Genomic DNA, 16,685 nt, shown 5'->3' on the forward strand with positions numbered 1-16,685 from the left:
AATAAAAACATGCCTTCCACAAATGGAAAGCATGTTAAAAAGGAATGGTAACAATAAATTCAGTACCTTTCCCCAGCTCGCTTTGGACATCAATCGTTCCGCCGTGGGCGTTGACGATCCATTTGGCAATGGAAAGGCCAAGACCATGCCCTCCTTGCTGCCGTGACCTTGCTTTATCGACGCGATAGAAGCGATCAAAAATGCGGCCGATTTCTTCTTTTGGAATGCCTATGCCTGTATCTTTAACAGAAATGATCAGCCGGCGCTGCTTTGCTTTCTCAATATGAATCGATAGCGTGACATGGCCTCCGTTCGGGGTATACTTGATGGCATTGTCTAGCAAAATATAAAGCAATTGCGTCAGCTTGTCGGCATCGCCGATCATTTGTGCTGCTTCAGGCGCTTGAAATTGCAATTCAATGCTTTTCTTTGCGGCCACATCCGCTAACAGCTGCAGCGTTCGTTCCGCATGAGGGCGGAAATCAAATGCCTCCTTCGCAAGCTCAAGCGCGGCGTTTCTAGCATCTGCGCGCGCTAATGTAAGCAAATCAGTCATGAGCTTATTCATTCGTTTGATCTCCTCGCGCAAACGGTGCAACATCTTTTGCGCAAATTCATTGTTTGTGATTTCTTCTTCCATTTCAAGAGCTTCCACCGATGAAAAAATCACGCTCAGCGGGGTGCGCAACTCGTGAGAAGCATCGGCCACAAATTGGCGCTGGCGGTTGTAAGCTTCATGAATGGGGACGAGCGTCCGCCTGGACAGAAAGTAGCTCAGCAAAACAGCAATGCCAATAAATAAAACCGCTAAGCTGATCAGAACGATCCAAAGCCATTTAAATACACTCGAAAATGAGGTGACATCCATACCTACATACAACATGCCGATCAAATTGCCATGAACAACAACGGGGCGAGCTGCGGTTAAAATTTTTAGCTCATTTGTATGAAATCTTGAAAACTTGCTCATGTATGCGGGCAGACGAACATCTATATATTTTTGCTTATTTTGCTCTGGTGCCGATTGTGCCAGCGATTCAAGAAGCAAGGGGCGCATGTCCTGATTCACTTCATCGCCCATGAGAAGCTGTCCATTCATGTCGATTACATAAAAAAAGAATTGATCCTCGCTTAAAAACAAAATATTTTCATTGTCCATAAGATCGAAATCGCTTTGTTTGATCAGAAACTGCTCAATCACTTTCTTTTCCTGATTGGCAAGGCTAGAAATTCTCCGTTCTTGGTCGTTGGTGACAATCATATAGAGAAGAAAGCAAACAATCAGGATAAAGGCAGTTAAGAAAATCATGAAAATGCCGCTGTACAAAATGGTAAGGCGCCAGTGGGCGAGGCGGAATATATCATGATTTTTTACATTTTTAAAAAAATCCCCCCATTTATTCATCAATTTTGTATCCCACCCCGCGCACGGTTTGAATCATGTCTGCATCCAGCTTTCTGCGCAGCAGCTTGACAGTCGCATCAATCGTTTTGAGGGAAACATCGGCATCATATCCCCAGATTCGATCTAACAAGATGTCGCGGGATAAAACCCGCCCTTTGTTTTGCAGGAGCAAATCGAGCAGCTGAAATTCGCGCGGCGTCAAAAAGATCTCTTGGCCGCCTCGATGCAGCGTATGGCTTGTGCGATTTAAGGTAAAATCTTTAAAACGGACGATTTCTTCTTGAATTGGGATAAATGTCCGGCGCGATAATGCTTTCAAGCGAGCTACTAGCTCTTCAATTTCAAATGGTTTGACAAGATAGTCGTCGGCTCCTGCTTCAAGGCCTTGGACGCGATCTTGTACGGCGTCTTTAGCGGTAAGCATGAGAATAGCACCTGAATATCCTTGCTTGCGCAGTCGCTTGCAAATCTCGACGCCATCGCCATTTGGGAGCATCCAGTCTAAAATGAGCACATCATAAAAAGAAGCGAGCGCATAATCGTAAGCTTCTTCTCCTTCCTGCACCCAATCGACTTTATCGGCTCCTTTTTTCTTTAGCATGTGAACGATGAGTTCTCCTAAATATACATCATCCTCTGCAAGCAGCAGCTTCATTTGTTCTCCCTTCTTTCCTAATGCAAACTCTATACGGTGGCATTCAAAATTCGTGACTTTTATTCAGTTTTCTATTATCAAGTATAACCTCAATCATTCGGTTTTTCATTTTGTAAATAAAAAGTTGGAGCCGTGTTCATCCATCAGGAAGTCTCCCGCCCCTTAAATGGAATGGAGGTGAGGGAGGTCATCAGACATGTTGACGATCGAATAAAAAAACCTGAATATCACTTGCTGGATGGGCCTGCTTCGAGACTGTTCCCTCCATTTTTTCATTGGGGATGACTGTTTATTTATAAAAATTTTAGCGAATTTTGATGAAAAAGAAGTGAAAATTTAGTAAAATAAAGAAAAGGAAATTTTATCAAAATGATGGAAAAACTGAAACCGTTCGCTTAGAAGATTCGTATATACAGATAAATCGGGCAAAAAAAGGGGGGGGGAAGCGATGTTTGGGTATCCAATCGAGACGGTTTATTTATTTACGCTGGTCATCAGCGGCGGCTTAACCTTTCTTTATATTTTGTTAAGCGATGTGTTAGATGGCATCTTTGATGCATTCGATCATCCCTTATTAAGCCCTCAATTATTTTTATCCTTTTTTACCGTTCTCAGCGCTACTGGGTATTTGCTTGAGCGCTACACCGCAGCAGCCTCTTATTTCATTGGGCTCATCAGCGCAGGAGTTGCACTGATTGTCGTGTTGCTTTTGCACTTTTTTGTGTTTGTTCCACTTCGCTCAGCGGAGTCCTCCCTGAACTATGCTCAAGAGGATTTAGAAGGGTGCAGAGCTAAGGTGATTATTACGGTGCCGGCAGATGGATTCGGCGAAATTTTAATTCAGCGGGCAAGCGGTGCCATTTCAAAACCGGCAAAAAGCTTGAAAAATGAGGAAATCCCGTTGGAAGCAGAGGTGATTGTGGTTAGCATGGAAAACGGTGTCGCTGTAGTGGCGAAGCGTGATCCATATTATATTTCATAAATAAAGGGGGAGCTTGTATGACGCCGATTTTAATTGTTATCGGAGTAGTCGTTGTGTTGCTGCTTGGACTGGTTGCCATTTTTATGATGCGGTACCGTACCGTTGGACCAGATGAAGCTTTAATCGTAACCGGCAGCTATCTTGGCAGCAAAAACGTACATGTAGATGAATCAGGAAATAAGATTAAGATTGTCCGGGGCGGCGGAACATTCGTCTTGCCGATTTTTCAACAAGCTGAACCATTGAGCTTGCTATCTATTAAACTAGATGTCCAAACGCCGGAAGTTTATACCGAGCAAGGAGTTCCGGTTATGGCAGATGGTGTAGCCATTATTAAAGTGGGCAGTTCGATTGGCGAAATTGCTACTGCCGCTGAGCAATTTCTAGGAAAGTCCAAGCAAGATATGGAGAATGAAGCGAAAGAAGTGCTGGAGGGGCATCTTCGTTCCATTCTCGGCTCCATGACAGTAGAAGAAATTTATAAAAACCGCGATAAGTTTTCACAAGAAGTGCAGCGTGTTGCTTCTCATGATTTAGCGAAAATGGGGCTCGTTATTGTTTCGTTTACTATTAAAGATGTACGTGACAAAAATGGCTACTTGGATGCGTTAGGAAAACCGCGCATCGCTCAAGTGAAGCGCGATGCGGACATTGCGACCGCAGAGGCGGAAAAGGAAACGCGTATTAAGCGCGCTGAAGCGGATAAAGATGCTCGTAAAGCCGAATTGGAGCGCTTGACGGAAATTGCGGAATCTGAAAAAATGAACCAGCTGAAGCTTGCCGAATTCCGGCGTGAGCAAGATATTGCCAAAGCGCGTGCGGACCAAGCCTATCACCTAGAAGAAGCGAAAGCGAAGCAGGAAGTTACTGAACAGCAAATGCAAATCAAAATTATCGAGCGGCAAAAACAAATTGAGCTTGAAGAAAAGGAAATTTTGCGCCGTGAACGTCAATATGATTCAGAGGTGAAAAAGAAAGCCGATGCCGACCGTTATGCAGTGGAGCAGGCAGCGGCGGCGGAAAAAGCTAAACAAATGGCGGAGGCCGATGCGCAAAAATACCGGGTGGAAGCAATGGCAAAAGCAGAGGCAGAGAAAGTGCGCATTGACGGTCTGGCCAAGGCGGAAGCAGAAAAGGCAAAAGGGGAAGCCGAAGCGGAAGTTATTCGTTTAAAAGGTCTGGCCGAAGCGGAAGCAAAACAAAAAATTGCCGAGGCATTCGAACAATACGGTCAAGCGGCCATTCTCGATATGATGATCAAAATGCTTCCTGAATATGCGAAACAAGTGGCAAGCCCGCTTGCTAATATTGACAAGATTACGATTGTGGACACGGGCGGCAGTGATGCGAATGGCGGTGCCAATCGTGTTGCAGGCTATGCGACCCATCTGATGGCGACGTTGCAGGAGTCTCTAAAAGCGGCTTCTGGCATTGATGTCAAAGAAATGCTTGAGAACTTTTCAGGCAAAGGAAATGTAAAGAGCAGCATCGACCAGCTAACGCAGGAGCTGGCGGAACAAAAAGCAAAAGGATCGGAGAATCAAGAATAATCGAAGGAAAAAGGCGCTTAGGGGCGCCTTTTTTTATGGGCTAAACAAAGACGGGGCTTGGATGTTCAAGCCATCTGCAGTTAGCCTGCTCTCGTCGCACTTCAGAGAAAATGGGGTAAAAATAAAAAACAAAAAAAGTGTAGGGGAAGCGCCAAGCCATTTCGTCTATATAAGTGAAGAAGGATCGAAAGGGGGAGAGTGGAATTCAAGACGATGTGCTAATAGACAAAGTTCAAAACGGCGACGAGCACGCCTTGCGCATGCTAATCGAGAAATACCGTGACTATTTATATAAAACGGTATATTCGATTATCCGGCATGAAAAAGATGCAGAAGATGCGACACAAGAAGTATTGGTTCGAATTTTCCTTTCCCTCTCCCAATACCAATCACAAGGTTTTAAAGCCTGGATTACGCGCATTGCTGTTAATTATGCCATTGATGTGAAGCGTAAAAGGGAACGAAAGCGAGAAGAAGCGCTCGAAGCAACGGAACCAGAAGCTGCTGAAAATGTAGAGCAGCTCGTCATCAAAAAAGCGGAAAAAGAACAAGTGCGGCGAAGGCTGGAGGAGATCCCGCCTAGCTATCGAGAAATTATTTATGCTTATTATATTGAAGAAAAATCATATCAGCAAATTGCCAAAGAGCAAAATATAGCCGTCAAAACGGTGGAAACCAAGCTGTATCGAGCGCGCAATTGGCTCCGAAAGCATTGGAAGGAGGGCGATTTTCAATGAGTCACTATTCAAAAGAGGAATGGCAGCAGTTTATAAGCGATCAACTGACCGAAGCGAAAAGAATCGAAATGGAGGATCATTTGTATACATGTGATCGGTGTTTAGAGATCTATATGGAGCTGATGGAAGAACATGCAGCTTCTTTGCCTTCTCCTTCTACATTCTCTATTTCGGCTGATGAGATTATCGCACAAGTTCGACAGGAGCCGCACCAGCAGCAGGAAAAAGTGGGGCAAAAGCTGCTTCATTACGGTATTGCTGCTGCGATTACGATTACGCTTTTGTCTTCAGGGATTTTTCAATCGATTGCCAACGCTGCCGTAGGCGCAAGCATATCAGAAAAACGGCCGTCCTATGCAGAGCAGCTGATGAACAAAACCATCTCGCTGCTTGATTGTATCCAATTGAATCAAAAGGAGGAACCGCATCGCCGATGAAAAAACATCCACTTGTCGCATTCTTTTTATCGTTCATTCCAGGCGCAGGCCATTTGTATTTAAATAAAAAAGGAAGAGGGGTCTTTTATAGTTTAAGTTTTTTCGCTCCAATTGTACTAGGAGCGGGACTTTTCGTTTTAACAGGTCAGAGAGAGCCGCTTTTGCTCGTGCTGCTTTCATTCATGATCTGGCTAATCAGCATGCTTGACATCATTCGCATTTTGATGCAAAGACAGCCGGTGCATATGGCTGCTCAAGAAGGAGGCAATCAGGACAGTGAGAAATTTTATACGATCTTATTATCATTCGTTCCAGGGCTTGGCCACTTGCAATTGGGGCTTATGAATCGCGGATTGACACTATTGGTCAGCTTTTTTGGACTCATGATGATGATTTTCTTTGTCGCCGTGCTAACAAACCAAGGGAGCTTTTTAATCTTTTTAGGTATTTTGCCAATCATTTGGATTTACAGCATGTTTGATACGGTTCAGCAGCTTAATCGCAAGCAAAGAGGCGAACCGCTGGCTGATCGCGCCATTTTCGAGGAATTAGAGAACCTTCGTCAGGATGGAAGAAAAAGCAAAACCATCGCCATGCTGCTGTCCATGTTTCCCGGAGCAGGGCATATGTATTTAGGGCTACAAAAGAGGGGACTGCAATTAATGGCCGCTTTTTTGTTAACCATTTATGTGATGGATGTATTAAGGTTATCCGCTTTCTTCTTCCTTATTCCAATTATTTGGTTTTATAGTTTTTTCGATGCGCTGCAAAAAGCGTCAAGCTATGGTGAAAAGGAATTAAAGGATGAACCGATTGTTTCTTATTTTGTTCACCATCAAAAATGGTTGGGGATCGGCTTAGTGTTATTAGGTCTCTATTATTTGTTGGACAGCATTTTTCTCCCAGCCTTTGCATCGCGCCTTTCAGCGCTTTTCCATGTCGATATTTACCCTTTATATCATCAGTTCTTTCAAACGACGGTTGTTTGCCTGCTGTTGATCGCTGGAGGAATCAAACTTCTGTTAGGAAGCAAACAAAAAGGAGGGAGAGGATAGAACATGAGAACGTGGCGTGTTGGAACGGTATCGATGGGGGCCTCGCTTATTTTGCTGGGCTTTGCGTTGTTTTTTGCGCAATGGAAGCGAGTGGAGGCGACTGATATTTTTATGGGTTGGTGGCCATTTCTGCTCATATTGCTCGGCCTGGAAATTCTGATCTATCTTTATTTTACAAAACGAGAGAATACATTTGTTAAATATGATCTTTTCAGTATTGTATTTATCGGCCTGCTTGGCTTCTTCGCCATTGCCCTTTTTCTGCTTTCTTCAACAGGTCTATTGGGGGAAATCCGCGCGGCGGCCAGCGGCAAAATGCGCGTCTTTCAGCTGCCAGATGCCCGCCATCAGGTGGCGCCGGACATTAAGCGGATTGTTCTGCAAACAGGCACCGACCCTGTTGTGGTCGAAGGGAGCAACGACAAGAGCGTTCATATTTTTGGCACCTATCAATCCGCTTCGTCTCATGATGTGAAAAAACCAGCGGATTATGTTGCGATCCAGTTAACGGGGGACACGATGTATGTGATCATCAAAAGCTTGTCGAAACAGAGGGGATGGTTTTATACAGGAGGAGAATTATCGCCAACTGTCGTTGTACCGGCCCATATCCCTCTTGAAGTGCGCGGCACTCACAACGAAATGCGCGTGGCTCCGCGTCAGCTTGTCGCTGATTGGACGGTTTCAAACGCAAGCAGTGTGGCCGTTGAGGTGGAGAGTAGCGCCAATCTGTTAGTGACGGCAGCCATTCATGGGAGCTTAAAGGATGGCAATGTGGCTTGGAAAAAAGACATTGAAGCTTCTCAACAAGAAACACCTGAACAGCCCACCAAAGGAAGCGTGCAAGTGGGAAAGGGAGAGCATCGCTTGCAGCTGTTTGATATTGAACAGGCTTCTGTACAGGTCATTCATTGAGCAGATGCCTGCTTTCTGATATAATGTTGCGCCGAAGGAATACATCAAAATAGACAAGCGGAAAAATTGCATCTATTTGTTTCTTCCGCTATTATGTTAAATAGTGGAATCGACTAAAACATGAACTAGGATGATGGGATATGAAACGAGCAAGAATCATTTATAATCCTACCTCAGGCCGTGAATTGTTCAGAAAGCATCTGCCCGATGTTTTAATTCGTTTAGAGGAAGCCGGATATGAAACGTCCTGTCATGCGACAACCGGCGCTGGCGATGCCACAGAAGCGGCAAAACAAGCCGTCGAGCGCCGCTTTGATCTTGTCATCGCCGCCGGAGGAGATGGAACGATTCATGAAGTCGTCAATGGGATTGCCAATCAAGACTACCGTCCTCAGCTTGGCATCATTCCGGTTGGAACAACGAACGATTTTGCCCGTGCGATTGGCGTTCCTCGCTCCATTGAAGGAGCCTGTGATGTCATTATCAATGGCGAAGCCGTGCCGATTGACATTGGCTCAGTCATCATTGAAGAAAAAATGCGCTACTTTATTAATATTGCCGGAGGAGGACGCTTAACCGAATTGACGTATGAAGTGCCGAGCAAGCTGAAAACAATGCTGGGCCAGCTCGCCTATTATTTAAAAGGGATCGAAATGCTGCCGTCCATTCGCGCAGCTGAAGCGAGAATTGAGTATGATGGCAAAGTATATGAAGGGGAAATCATGCTGTTTCTCGTTTCCTTGACGAACTCCGTCGGCGGATTTGAAAAGCTTGCTCCTGATTCATCGTTAAATGATGGCATGTTCGATTTAATTATTTTAAAGAAAACGAACCTTGCCGAATTTATTCGTGTGGTTACACTGGCTTCAAGAGGAGAGCATATTAACGATCCGCATTTAATTTATACAAAGGCAAACCGGATTAAGGTGACCACCCCGAATCATATGCAGCTGAATTTAGACGGTGAATACGGCGGCATGCTTCCAGGAGAATTTGTCAACTTGTACCGCCACTTGGAGGTATTTGTCCCCAAGGAAAAAGCAGAGCAAATGAGAGCAGGATTTTGAGCGGAAATCCTGTTCTCTTTTTGTGTTCAGCTAGATCGTATGATACAATCAGTGCAGCATGCTCATGTAAAGGAAGTAGGAACGATGGCAAAGATAGAAGCACCAGTGAAAAAAAACGAGTATTATGACGTTGTGTTTGAAGATTTAACACATGATGGCGCGGGAGTTGCGAAAGTCGACGGCTTCCCGATTTTTGTGGCGAACGGGCTGCCGGAAGAACGGGCAAAAATTAAAGTCATTAAAGTGAAAAAAGGCTATGGCTATGGCCGTTTAGTCGAGCTATATCAGCCGAGCCCGGACCGCATCGACGCTCCCTGTGCGGTTTATAAACAATGTGGCGGCTGCCAACTTCAGCATTTAAGCTATGAAGGGCAGTTAAAAGCTAAGCATAAGCATGTTCAAGAAGTGATGACGCGCATCGGAAAAATCACGAATGTGACCATTCATCCTGTACTGGGGATGAAGGACCCATGGCGCTATCGCAACAAAGCTCAAGTCCCGGTTGGCGAGCGCGCTGGCGGGCTTGTCGCTGGCTTTTATCAGCAGCGTACCCACGACATTATTGATATGCAAGCATGTCTAATCCAGCAGGAAATGAACGATGTGGTGGTGCAGACGGTCAAAAACATCTGTGAGGCTTATGGAGTTGAGCCGTATGATGAAGCTACGCATCGCGGGACGCTTCGCCATATTATGGCGCGTTATGGAGCGGCAACGAAGGAGGTCATGGTGGTCCTCATTACGCGTACGAAGGAGCTGCCCCATAAAAAGAAAATCGTACAAGCCATTGCGGAACAGGTGCCGAACGTGAAATCTATCATCCAAAACATCAATCCAAAACGCACCAATGTGATTATGGGGGATGAAACGAACGTATTGTGGGGAGCAGAATATATTTATGATGATATTGCCGGCATTCAATTTGCCATTTCCGCACGCTCCTTCTATCAGGTGAACCCGGAACAAACGAGGGTGTTGTACGAAAAGGCGCTCGAGTACGCGCAATTAACGGGAGAGGAAACGGTGATCGATGCTTATTGCGGCATTGGCACCATCTCGCTTTTCTTGGCCAAAAAGGCGAAAAAAGTGTATGGAGTCGAAATTGTGCCAGAGGCGATTGAAGACGCGAAACGGAACGCTAAGCTCAATGGCATCACCAATGCAGAGTTTGCTGTCGGAGAAGCAGAAACGGTCATTCCGCACTGGTATGAACAAGGCGTACAAGCCGATTGCGTCGTTGTCGATCCGCCGCGCAAAGGATGCGATGAAGCCCTTTTACAAACGATCATCGCCATGAAGCCGAAGCGAGTCGTCTACGTTTCCTGCAACCCGGCAACATTAGCGCGCGATTTGCGCATTCTCGAAGATGGCGGCTACCAAACACTCGAAATCCAGCCTGTCGACATGTTCCCGCATACGAATCATGTGGAGTGCTGTGCGTTGATAAAGAGAGTTGAAGAATAAGCAGATTGGTTCGAGAATCTGTAAAAGATTCTCGAACTCCAATCTGCTTTTATTTCAATACGATCAATTGCCTCAAGTGACTGTCTCAATTCTCGAAGCGATAAATCATCGATTTTTTTATTCATGTCCATTAATGAATTCTCCATATTCTTCTTTTGAAATGATCTCATCCACTAATAAGTTCAGAGTTTTCTTCTTTTTTGATTGCGATCATTCGATTTTTTTCCGTAGGAATTTCATTTGCTTTTCTGATTCTCATTTTTTCTTTTCTAGAATGTATGGGAGAAACATTGCTCAGTGAGGATGCAAGTGTTTTGAGATCATGTAAGATTGCATATTGTAAGTCAGCTTCCTTTACTAAATGTCTGGCTACATGCTTTCGTTCCATGTTGATTGTCATTTCCCCAAATGTCTCCCTTGCTGTTGGTTTTGTAATCCATACCATGTTCGCAATCTGCGTAATATACAGGTGTTAGTGAATAAATGTTTTTCGGCTTGTGGTTAAGTTGATATAGACTTAGACTTGAAGAATTCAAGAAAGCATTAATTTTTTTGAAATAACTTACTCAGCTAAAACGCCCTTTAAAAAATTTCAACTAGTTACGTTTGAACCTGTTCGAAAGTAATGGAGGTTATCTCAAATACCTTTAAGAACAATAGGGGTACCTTTACTCATAGCAATTATAAAAACTTGATATATCCTTAAAACTGCGGAACCCGTTCGAATTCGAATGGGTTCTTAATTTGTGGCCAACTCGTGTCAAAGCAAGCATCATGATCGTGGTTATGCTGCAAACAGCGGTTATAGGATCTTTGATAGCCGCTCCATAATGAAAAAAAGAAGGATGCTCAAAAATGGAAGTGATGGGATTTCTAAAAAATGGGCAGTTGTAAAATATTATCAATTTGCTGATGAAACGATTTTGATTGGAAGTATGTGTTTGCCGCGCATAGGCGACTTTTTGTTTTTGCTGGGAAAATAAAAGATGAATGATTATTTTTTATGTTCAGAAATTGTATAGAATATCCAGTTACACTGTAAATATTCGACCTGTGGCAATGGGGCGAATATTGTGTTGAGAGGCGGGAATGGTCCATTAGCTGGGAAGGCGGGAGGAGTCCCGCCACTCAAACAAATGCAGTAAAGTATAGAAAGGATGAAGAGGCGAGAATGAGGAAAAGAAAAGTAAGTATTGCTGTTTTAACGCTTGTCTTTTTTTTAACAAGTTTTTTTAGTCATTTAGGGCTGCCTGTTGTTGCTGAAGACAAAGGAAAAGAAAAATTGGTACTTTTTGATGTGAAGATGTTCAACCAAGAAGGAAAGGAGATTGATTCAACACGATATCCGGATCGCCGTGTCGCAGTGGATGAGTCGTTACAGCTCCGTTATCATTGGAAGTTATCCGGGGCGGAGTTCAAAGACGGAGAACAACAATCGTTTGGTTTGCCCAAAGAACTCAAAATTCAGCAGGAACAAACCGGCTCGCTTGTTTCTAACGACAATGTGACCGTTGGCACCTTCCATGCAACCATGGATGGTACAGTCATTATCACTTTTAACGAAGCCCAGCATATTGAAGAGGCTCAAGGAACATTGACTATACAATCCGTACTGAAACAGGATGCCGTTGGCGATCAAAAAAACATTCCGGTTTCTTTTGCGCTTGACGACCGCCAAGTCATCATTCCAGTCCCTCTTCAAGAGATGGATAAGGAGCAAGAACTGGATGGAGAAAAAAAAGCCATGGAATCGGAAGAGGACTTGAATGAGACACCGGCGGTGAATCTATCCGGTGATGATGGCAGAGAGAAGGAGGCAGAAACCACTGAAAATCAGGCGGAAAAATCGTCGGCATCTTCTTCAGAAGCGATAACGGAAAACATTATTACCGACGTGAAATTGTATCAACGGAATGAAGATGAAGCGGAGCGCCTATTAGCGCCGGGTGAAGAAATTCGAGTAGACAATCCGTACGACCAGTTTAAAGTGAGAATTCACTACTCATTCGCATTGCCGAACAACCACGACTATGGCGCGGGCTCCACATTCACCATCCAAGTTCCCGATGTGTTTAATGTGCCGCCAAATCCCGAACCTAACCCGTTACGGACGCCGCAAGGAGTCGAGTATGCCAGCTTTGTGATCAATAACCAAGGGGAAATTGTGATCACCTTTAACGAAAATATTTCAGAAAATTCAAACATTAGCGGTTTTATCGATTTATGGTCGGAGTTTGATTCACATTATAGCGGGGAAGCGGAACAGGTGATTTCGTTTCCAATTTCAGAAGGGGATTCCATCGATTATCCGGTCACCTTGATTCCTAGGAATGCAGAAGCGATTCATAAAAGCGGCGTTCCGAATAAAAGTTATAATACGGAAACAATTACTTGGACAGTCGATCTCAATAAAAATTTACAAACCATTAAAAATGCGATGGTTCAAGATGAAACAGAAGGAAATCATGCTCTTGTCCCAGGTTCGATAAAAGTTTACAAATTGGCGATGCGGACAGATGGAAGCATCGATGAAAGCAAGACGGAAGAGCTGACCAATCATGGATTTGGATCGCAATTTCCATTGGAGTTAGGAACGATTGATTCCGCCTATCGGATCGTCTATCAAACGAAAATCGAACCGGGGGATACAGGAACTTCTTATAAAAATAAAGTGACCTTGTCCGGCGATGGCATGGAAGGCGTCTCTTCAGAAGCAAGCGTTGGCGTGACGCGCGGCCAACCGTTGGATAAAAGAGCATCCGGCTACGATTCAAGAACGCAAACGGTCACTTGGGAAATTAAATACAATTACGATGAAAAAGAAATCGCGGCCAACCAAGCGAAGTTAACCGATATTTTTGGAGAAGGCCATGAGCTAGTTTACGAAACAGAAGCCAAAGACGGGATTGAAGTTTTTGAAGTCGACATTGACCCAGATACAGGAAAGGAAAAGGAAGGAGAACAAAGAAAAATTGACGATTTTTCGGTTACTTCTAATCCAGACGGATTTGTCCTTGATTTTGGAAAAGCGCTTCATAAAGCCTATAAAATTACGTACAAAACAAAAGCTTCGGAACGTGTTGAACAAGGACTTACACTGACCAATACGGTGCGAGACGAATTTGATCATGAAAAGACGGCTTCTCGTCCAATTTCCCAACAAATTTTCCACAAATCTCATAATGGCGGCCAAACCAATTATGATGGGAAAGAAACAGGTTGGACGATCACGATCAATGGCGACGAATATCACATGGAAAATGTGCAGGTAGTGGATACATTGCCGGCCGGATTTACCCCGAAAGATCTTGTGGTGACACATGGCGGGCAATCGTTGCAAGCGGAAGAAGATTACGAGTGGAAGTTTGAAGATGGGAAGTTAACGATTGACTTTTTGCAGCCGATCGATCAAAGAGTCGTGATCACGTACAAAACGGAAATTGATTTCGATCACGTGCAGCCAGAAGCAAATGGAAGCTTCACAAACAGCGCCCAATTGACTTGGGACACAGACGGTAACAATGGATCGGGAGAAAAAGAAGCAGAAGCTGTTTTCAATCCGGATAACTATACAAAAAACAACGGATTTAAATCCGGTTCATACAACCTTGAAACGAAAGCGATCGATTGGACGATAGGGGTTAACTACAACAAAGCCACATTAAAAGATGTCGTAGTGGAAGATATCATTCAAGGGGATCAAAATTTCGATTTAGCGTCTGTGCACGTTTTCCATATGGAATTAACGGGCGGAGCCAATGGTTACAAAAAGGGAGCCGAGCTTGATTCAGATGAATACGAAGTTGTTGAGATTGATGGCCCAAATGGCGAACCAGGATTCCAGGTGAAACTGGGAGACATCGATTCGCCGTATCTTATCACCTTTCAAACGAATCTCAACAACCAATTGGTTTTCGCTGAATACCAGAACAAAGCCATTGTTAAAAGCGAGGGAAAGGACGATCTCGAATTAACCGCGTCGGTCAAACCGACTCGCGGCGGAGAATACACAAAAAAAGATGTTAATCAAGATCAAAATAATCCGCGAATCGCCCATTGGAAAGTCGATATCAATTTTGCGCAATCGACCGTATCCAATGTATCTTTAGTCGATACGCCGAGTAAAAACCAAGCGTTTCTCAAAGATACCTTTACCCTTTACGAAACCATTGTGACAGAAAACAACATTGTAAAAGGCGAGGCGTTAACCGAAGGTGTCGATTATTCACTTAATTTCCAAATCAATGAGGATGATACGGAAACATTCACCTTGAAATTCTTGAATAAGATTGAACGCCCGTATATTCTCGAATACGATACGTATATTTTGTATAAGGGCGATGGAAATATTAGCAATGACGCGCATTTTAATGGGAATGAAACGAAAAGTGTGCCGACAGATCATTCACGACGCGTCGCTATTAATCTCTCTGGCATGGGCGGAGGCATTGATGGAGAAATTGGCGGCCTTGAGATTTCCAAAATTGATGCCGATAGCAAAGAGCCGCTAGAAGGAGCGGAATTCACCTTATTTGACCAAAGCGGCCAAATCGCCTTAAAAACTGCTACGACTGGCGAAGACGGCAAGGTTCAATTTAGCAACTTGCTTTATGGCGATTATATTCTGAAGGAAACAAAAGCGCCGGAAGGATATTTTGTCGGTATTGCCGATCAGCGAACGGTGAATGTAAATAGTGAATTAACACCAGTAGTCGTCGAAAACAAAAAAATGATGCGAGCGGTAGAGCTGACAAAAGTGGATAAAGATTCAGAAAAAAGATTGGGCGGCGCCGTGTTTGAACTGCAGAAAAAAAATGGTGAAGCTTATGAAGCTATCGCTCGTTTTACAACCGATGGGCAAGGGATTATCTATCAAGATCAGCTTGAACCTGGGGAATATCAATTTATTGAAATTAGCGCTCCCTATGGATATCGAAAACAAAGCGAACCGATTCCATTTACTATCGTGGATCAACAAACCGAAGCAGTTAAAGTCACCGCCTACAATGTGAGAGTACCTGATCAGGGCGGAATCATCAATGGCCAGGTAGAATTAACCAAAGTCGATCTAGATAATAAGAGAGCTCCTTTGCCAGGTGCGGTGTTTGACTTGCAGGACAGCAAGGGCAACACGATACAAAAAGGATTGACTACCAACCATGCTGGAAAACTGCTAGTGACTGGATTGGCGCCGGGATCATACCAATTTATAGAAACGGAAGCCCCTTTTGGTTATCAATTGAATCCGACACCGATTCCTTTCACCATTCATCAGGGCGATTCTACTATTGTGGAAGTCAGTGCAGAAAATGAACTGATGACGGGATCTGTGCAGCTCATCAAAGTAGACCGCGATAACCGCCAGCTGAGATTAGCCGGTGCGGTGTTTGAGCTTCAGGATGATAAAGGCAACACCTTGCGAACAGGGCTGGTGACCGATCATGAAGGAACATTAACAGTGACGGGCTTAAAGCCAGGTAATTATCAATTTGTGGAAACGAAAGCTCCTTTTGGGTATGATATAGATCAAACACCGATTTCTTTCACTATTGAAAAAGGGCAAGTGGAAACAATTGTGAAACAAATGGAAAACAGAGTGAGCACAGGATCCGTGGAGCTCATGAAAGTAGACAAGGAAAACAACGAAAAAAGACTGAAGGGAGCAGAGTATCGTTTAGAAAGTGCATCGGGTGACGTATTATTGAAAGGGTTAACCACCAACGACGAAGGAAAATTGGTTGTCCATGATTTAAAACCGGGACGATATCAATTCATTGAAACGAAAGCTCCTAAACATTATCAATTGGACAGTACCCCCATTATGTTTACCATTGAAAAAGGTCAAACGATCACATTGTCCATCGTGGCGCAAAATGAATTGATTTCAGGGGCCGTCCAGTTGACCAAAGTGGATCAACAGAATCACGGGTACACTTTAGCTGGCGCCGTGTTTGATCTTCGTGATGACAAAGGGAACATCTTGCAAAAAGGATTGACCACGAACAGGGAAGGAAAACTGTTGGTGAACGATTTAAAGCCAGGTGTGTATCAATTCGTTGAAACCAAGGCTCCTAAAGGTTACCAGCTACGCACAACACCAGTATCATTTACGATTCCGCTCAGCCCGGATAAAGTGGTACAGGTTATTGTGACAAATGAAAAACAAGAGCTCACAGGAGAAAAAATAGATCGACCAGGGAATCTTGGCCCGCCCGTGGACCCTCAAGATCATCAAGCTTCCTACGGTTCGAACCACGCTGAAGGAATAAAAGCGGGAGAGACCTTGCCAAACACAGCCACTTCCATGTTTAATGGTCTGTTCATAGGAGCGATCCTGCTTCTTGCAGGGCTCTTGCTGCTCATGAAGAAAAAAGGAAAACAGAGATAAGTTTATAAAGAGAGGCTGCCAAAGATCAAC

General features: G+C 44.1%; 12 protein-coding genes. 9 read left to right on the forward strand and 3 right to left on the reverse strand.

Annotation, left to right across the window (positions count from 1 at the left end; translation table 11 throughout):
* Nucleotides 1-34: 34 nt before the first annotated feature.
* Both GGQ95_RS10155 and GGQ95_RS10160 read right to left on the reverse strand, forming a co-directional pair.
* Entirely contained in the window at nucleotides 35-1,408 is a 1,374-nt protein-coding gene (locus GGQ95_RS10155; protein WP_376768710.1) for a sensor histidine kinase, read from the reverse strand.
* Nucleotides 1,398-2,060 carry a response regulator transcription factor gene (locus tag GGQ95_RS10160; protein ID WP_183186706.1) on the reverse strand — a complete coding sequence of 221 codons (663 nt, stop codon included), beginning with the start codon at nucleotides 2,058-2,060 and terminating at the stop codon, nucleotides 1,398-1,400. The genes GGQ95_RS10155 and GGQ95_RS10160 overlap by 11 nt, the downstream gene beginning before the upstream one ends.
* Before the next feature lie 448 nt (nucleotides 2,061-2,508).
* Here GGQ95_RS10160 and GGQ95_RS10165 point away from each other — a divergent pair, with 448 nt between their 5' ends.
* The 8 genes from GGQ95_RS10165 to rlmD all read left to right on the forward strand — a co-directional run bounded on the left by GGQ95_RS10165 (nucleotide 2,509) and on the right by rlmD (nucleotide 10,267).
* Nucleotides 2,509-3,042: an NfeD family membrane protein gene (locus GGQ95_RS10165; RefSeq protein WP_080859842.1), complete on the forward strand. Its 534-nt coding sequence runs from the start codon at nucleotides 2,509-2,511 to the stop codon at nucleotides 3,040-3,042.
* 17 nt (nucleotides 3,043-3,059) lie between these two features.
* A complete protein-coding gene (floT, locus tag GGQ95_RS10170; RefSeq protein WP_044741385.1) occupies nucleotides 3,060-4,592 on the forward strand; it encodes a flotillin lipid rafts scaffold protein FloT in 1,533 nt (510 codons plus the stop codon).
* 215 nt (nucleotides 4,593-4,807) lie between these two features.
* Entirely contained in the window at nucleotides 4,808-5,329 is a 522-nt protein-coding gene (locus GGQ95_RS10175) for an RNA polymerase sigma factor (RefSeq protein WP_231734688.1), read from the forward strand.
* Complete coding sequence (locus tag GGQ95_RS10180) at nucleotides 5,326-5,766, forward strand: anti-sigma factor (RefSeq protein ID WP_080859846.1); 441 nt, start codon at nucleotides 5,326-5,328, stop codon at nucleotides 5,764-5,766. The genes GGQ95_RS10175 and GGQ95_RS10180 overlap by 4 nt, the downstream gene beginning before the upstream one ends.
* Nucleotides 5,763-6,821 (forward strand): hypothetical protein, encoded by a 1,059-nt coding sequence (locus tag GGQ95_RS10185; protein ID WP_183186707.1) that lies wholly within the window; start codon nucleotides 5,763-5,765, stop codon nucleotides 6,819-6,821. Before GGQ95_RS10180 ends, GGQ95_RS10185 begins: the two co-directional genes overlap by 4 nt.
* Nucleotides 6,822-6,824: 3 nt before the next feature.
* A complete protein-coding gene (locus tag GGQ95_RS10190) occupies nucleotides 6,825-7,736 on the forward strand; it encodes a hypothetical protein (RefSeq protein ID WP_066151090.1) in 912 nt (303 codons plus the stop codon).
* Nucleotides 7,737-7,876: 140 nt separating this feature from the next.
* Complete coding sequence (locus GGQ95_RS10195) at nucleotides 7,877-8,803, forward strand: diacylglycerol kinase (protein WP_183186708.1); 927 nt, start codon at nucleotides 7,877-7,879, stop codon at nucleotides 8,801-8,803.
* Between the two features lie 84 nt (nucleotides 8,804-8,887).
* Nucleotides 8,888-10,267 carry a 23S rRNA (uracil(1939)-C(5))-methyltransferase RlmD gene (gene rlmD / locus GGQ95_RS10200; protein ID WP_183186709.1) on the forward strand — a complete coding sequence of 460 codons (1,380 nt, stop codon included), beginning with the start codon at nucleotides 8,888-8,890 and terminating at the stop codon, nucleotides 10,265-10,267.
* A gap of 166 nt (nucleotides 10,268-10,433) precedes the next feature.
* On the opposite strand, the gene GGQ95_RS10205 is transcribed toward rlmD, so the two are convergent.
* Nucleotides 10,434-10,712 (reverse strand): hypothetical protein, encoded by a 279-nt coding sequence (locus tag GGQ95_RS10205; RefSeq protein ID WP_183186710.1) that lies wholly within the window; start codon nucleotides 10,710-10,712, stop codon nucleotides 10,434-10,436.
* 726 nt (nucleotides 10,713-11,438) lie between these two features.
* On the opposite strand from GGQ95_RS10205, the gene GGQ95_RS10210 reads away from it, so the two are divergent.
* The gene (locus GGQ95_RS10210) at nucleotides 11,439-16,655 is read left to right on the forward strand and encodes a SpaA isopeptide-forming pilin-related protein (protein ID WP_183186711.1); all 5,217 of its coding nucleotides are present in this window, start codon (nucleotides 11,439-11,441) and stop codon (nucleotides 16,653-16,655) included.
* The last annotated feature ends 30 nt before the right edge of the window (nucleotides 16,656-16,685 follow it).

It is taken from the genome of Anoxybacteroides rupiense, assembly GCF_014196195.1.
GTDB classification, from domain to species: domain Bacteria; phylum Bacillota; class Bacilli; order Bacillales; family Anoxybacillaceae; genus Anoxybacteroides; species Anoxybacteroides rupiense.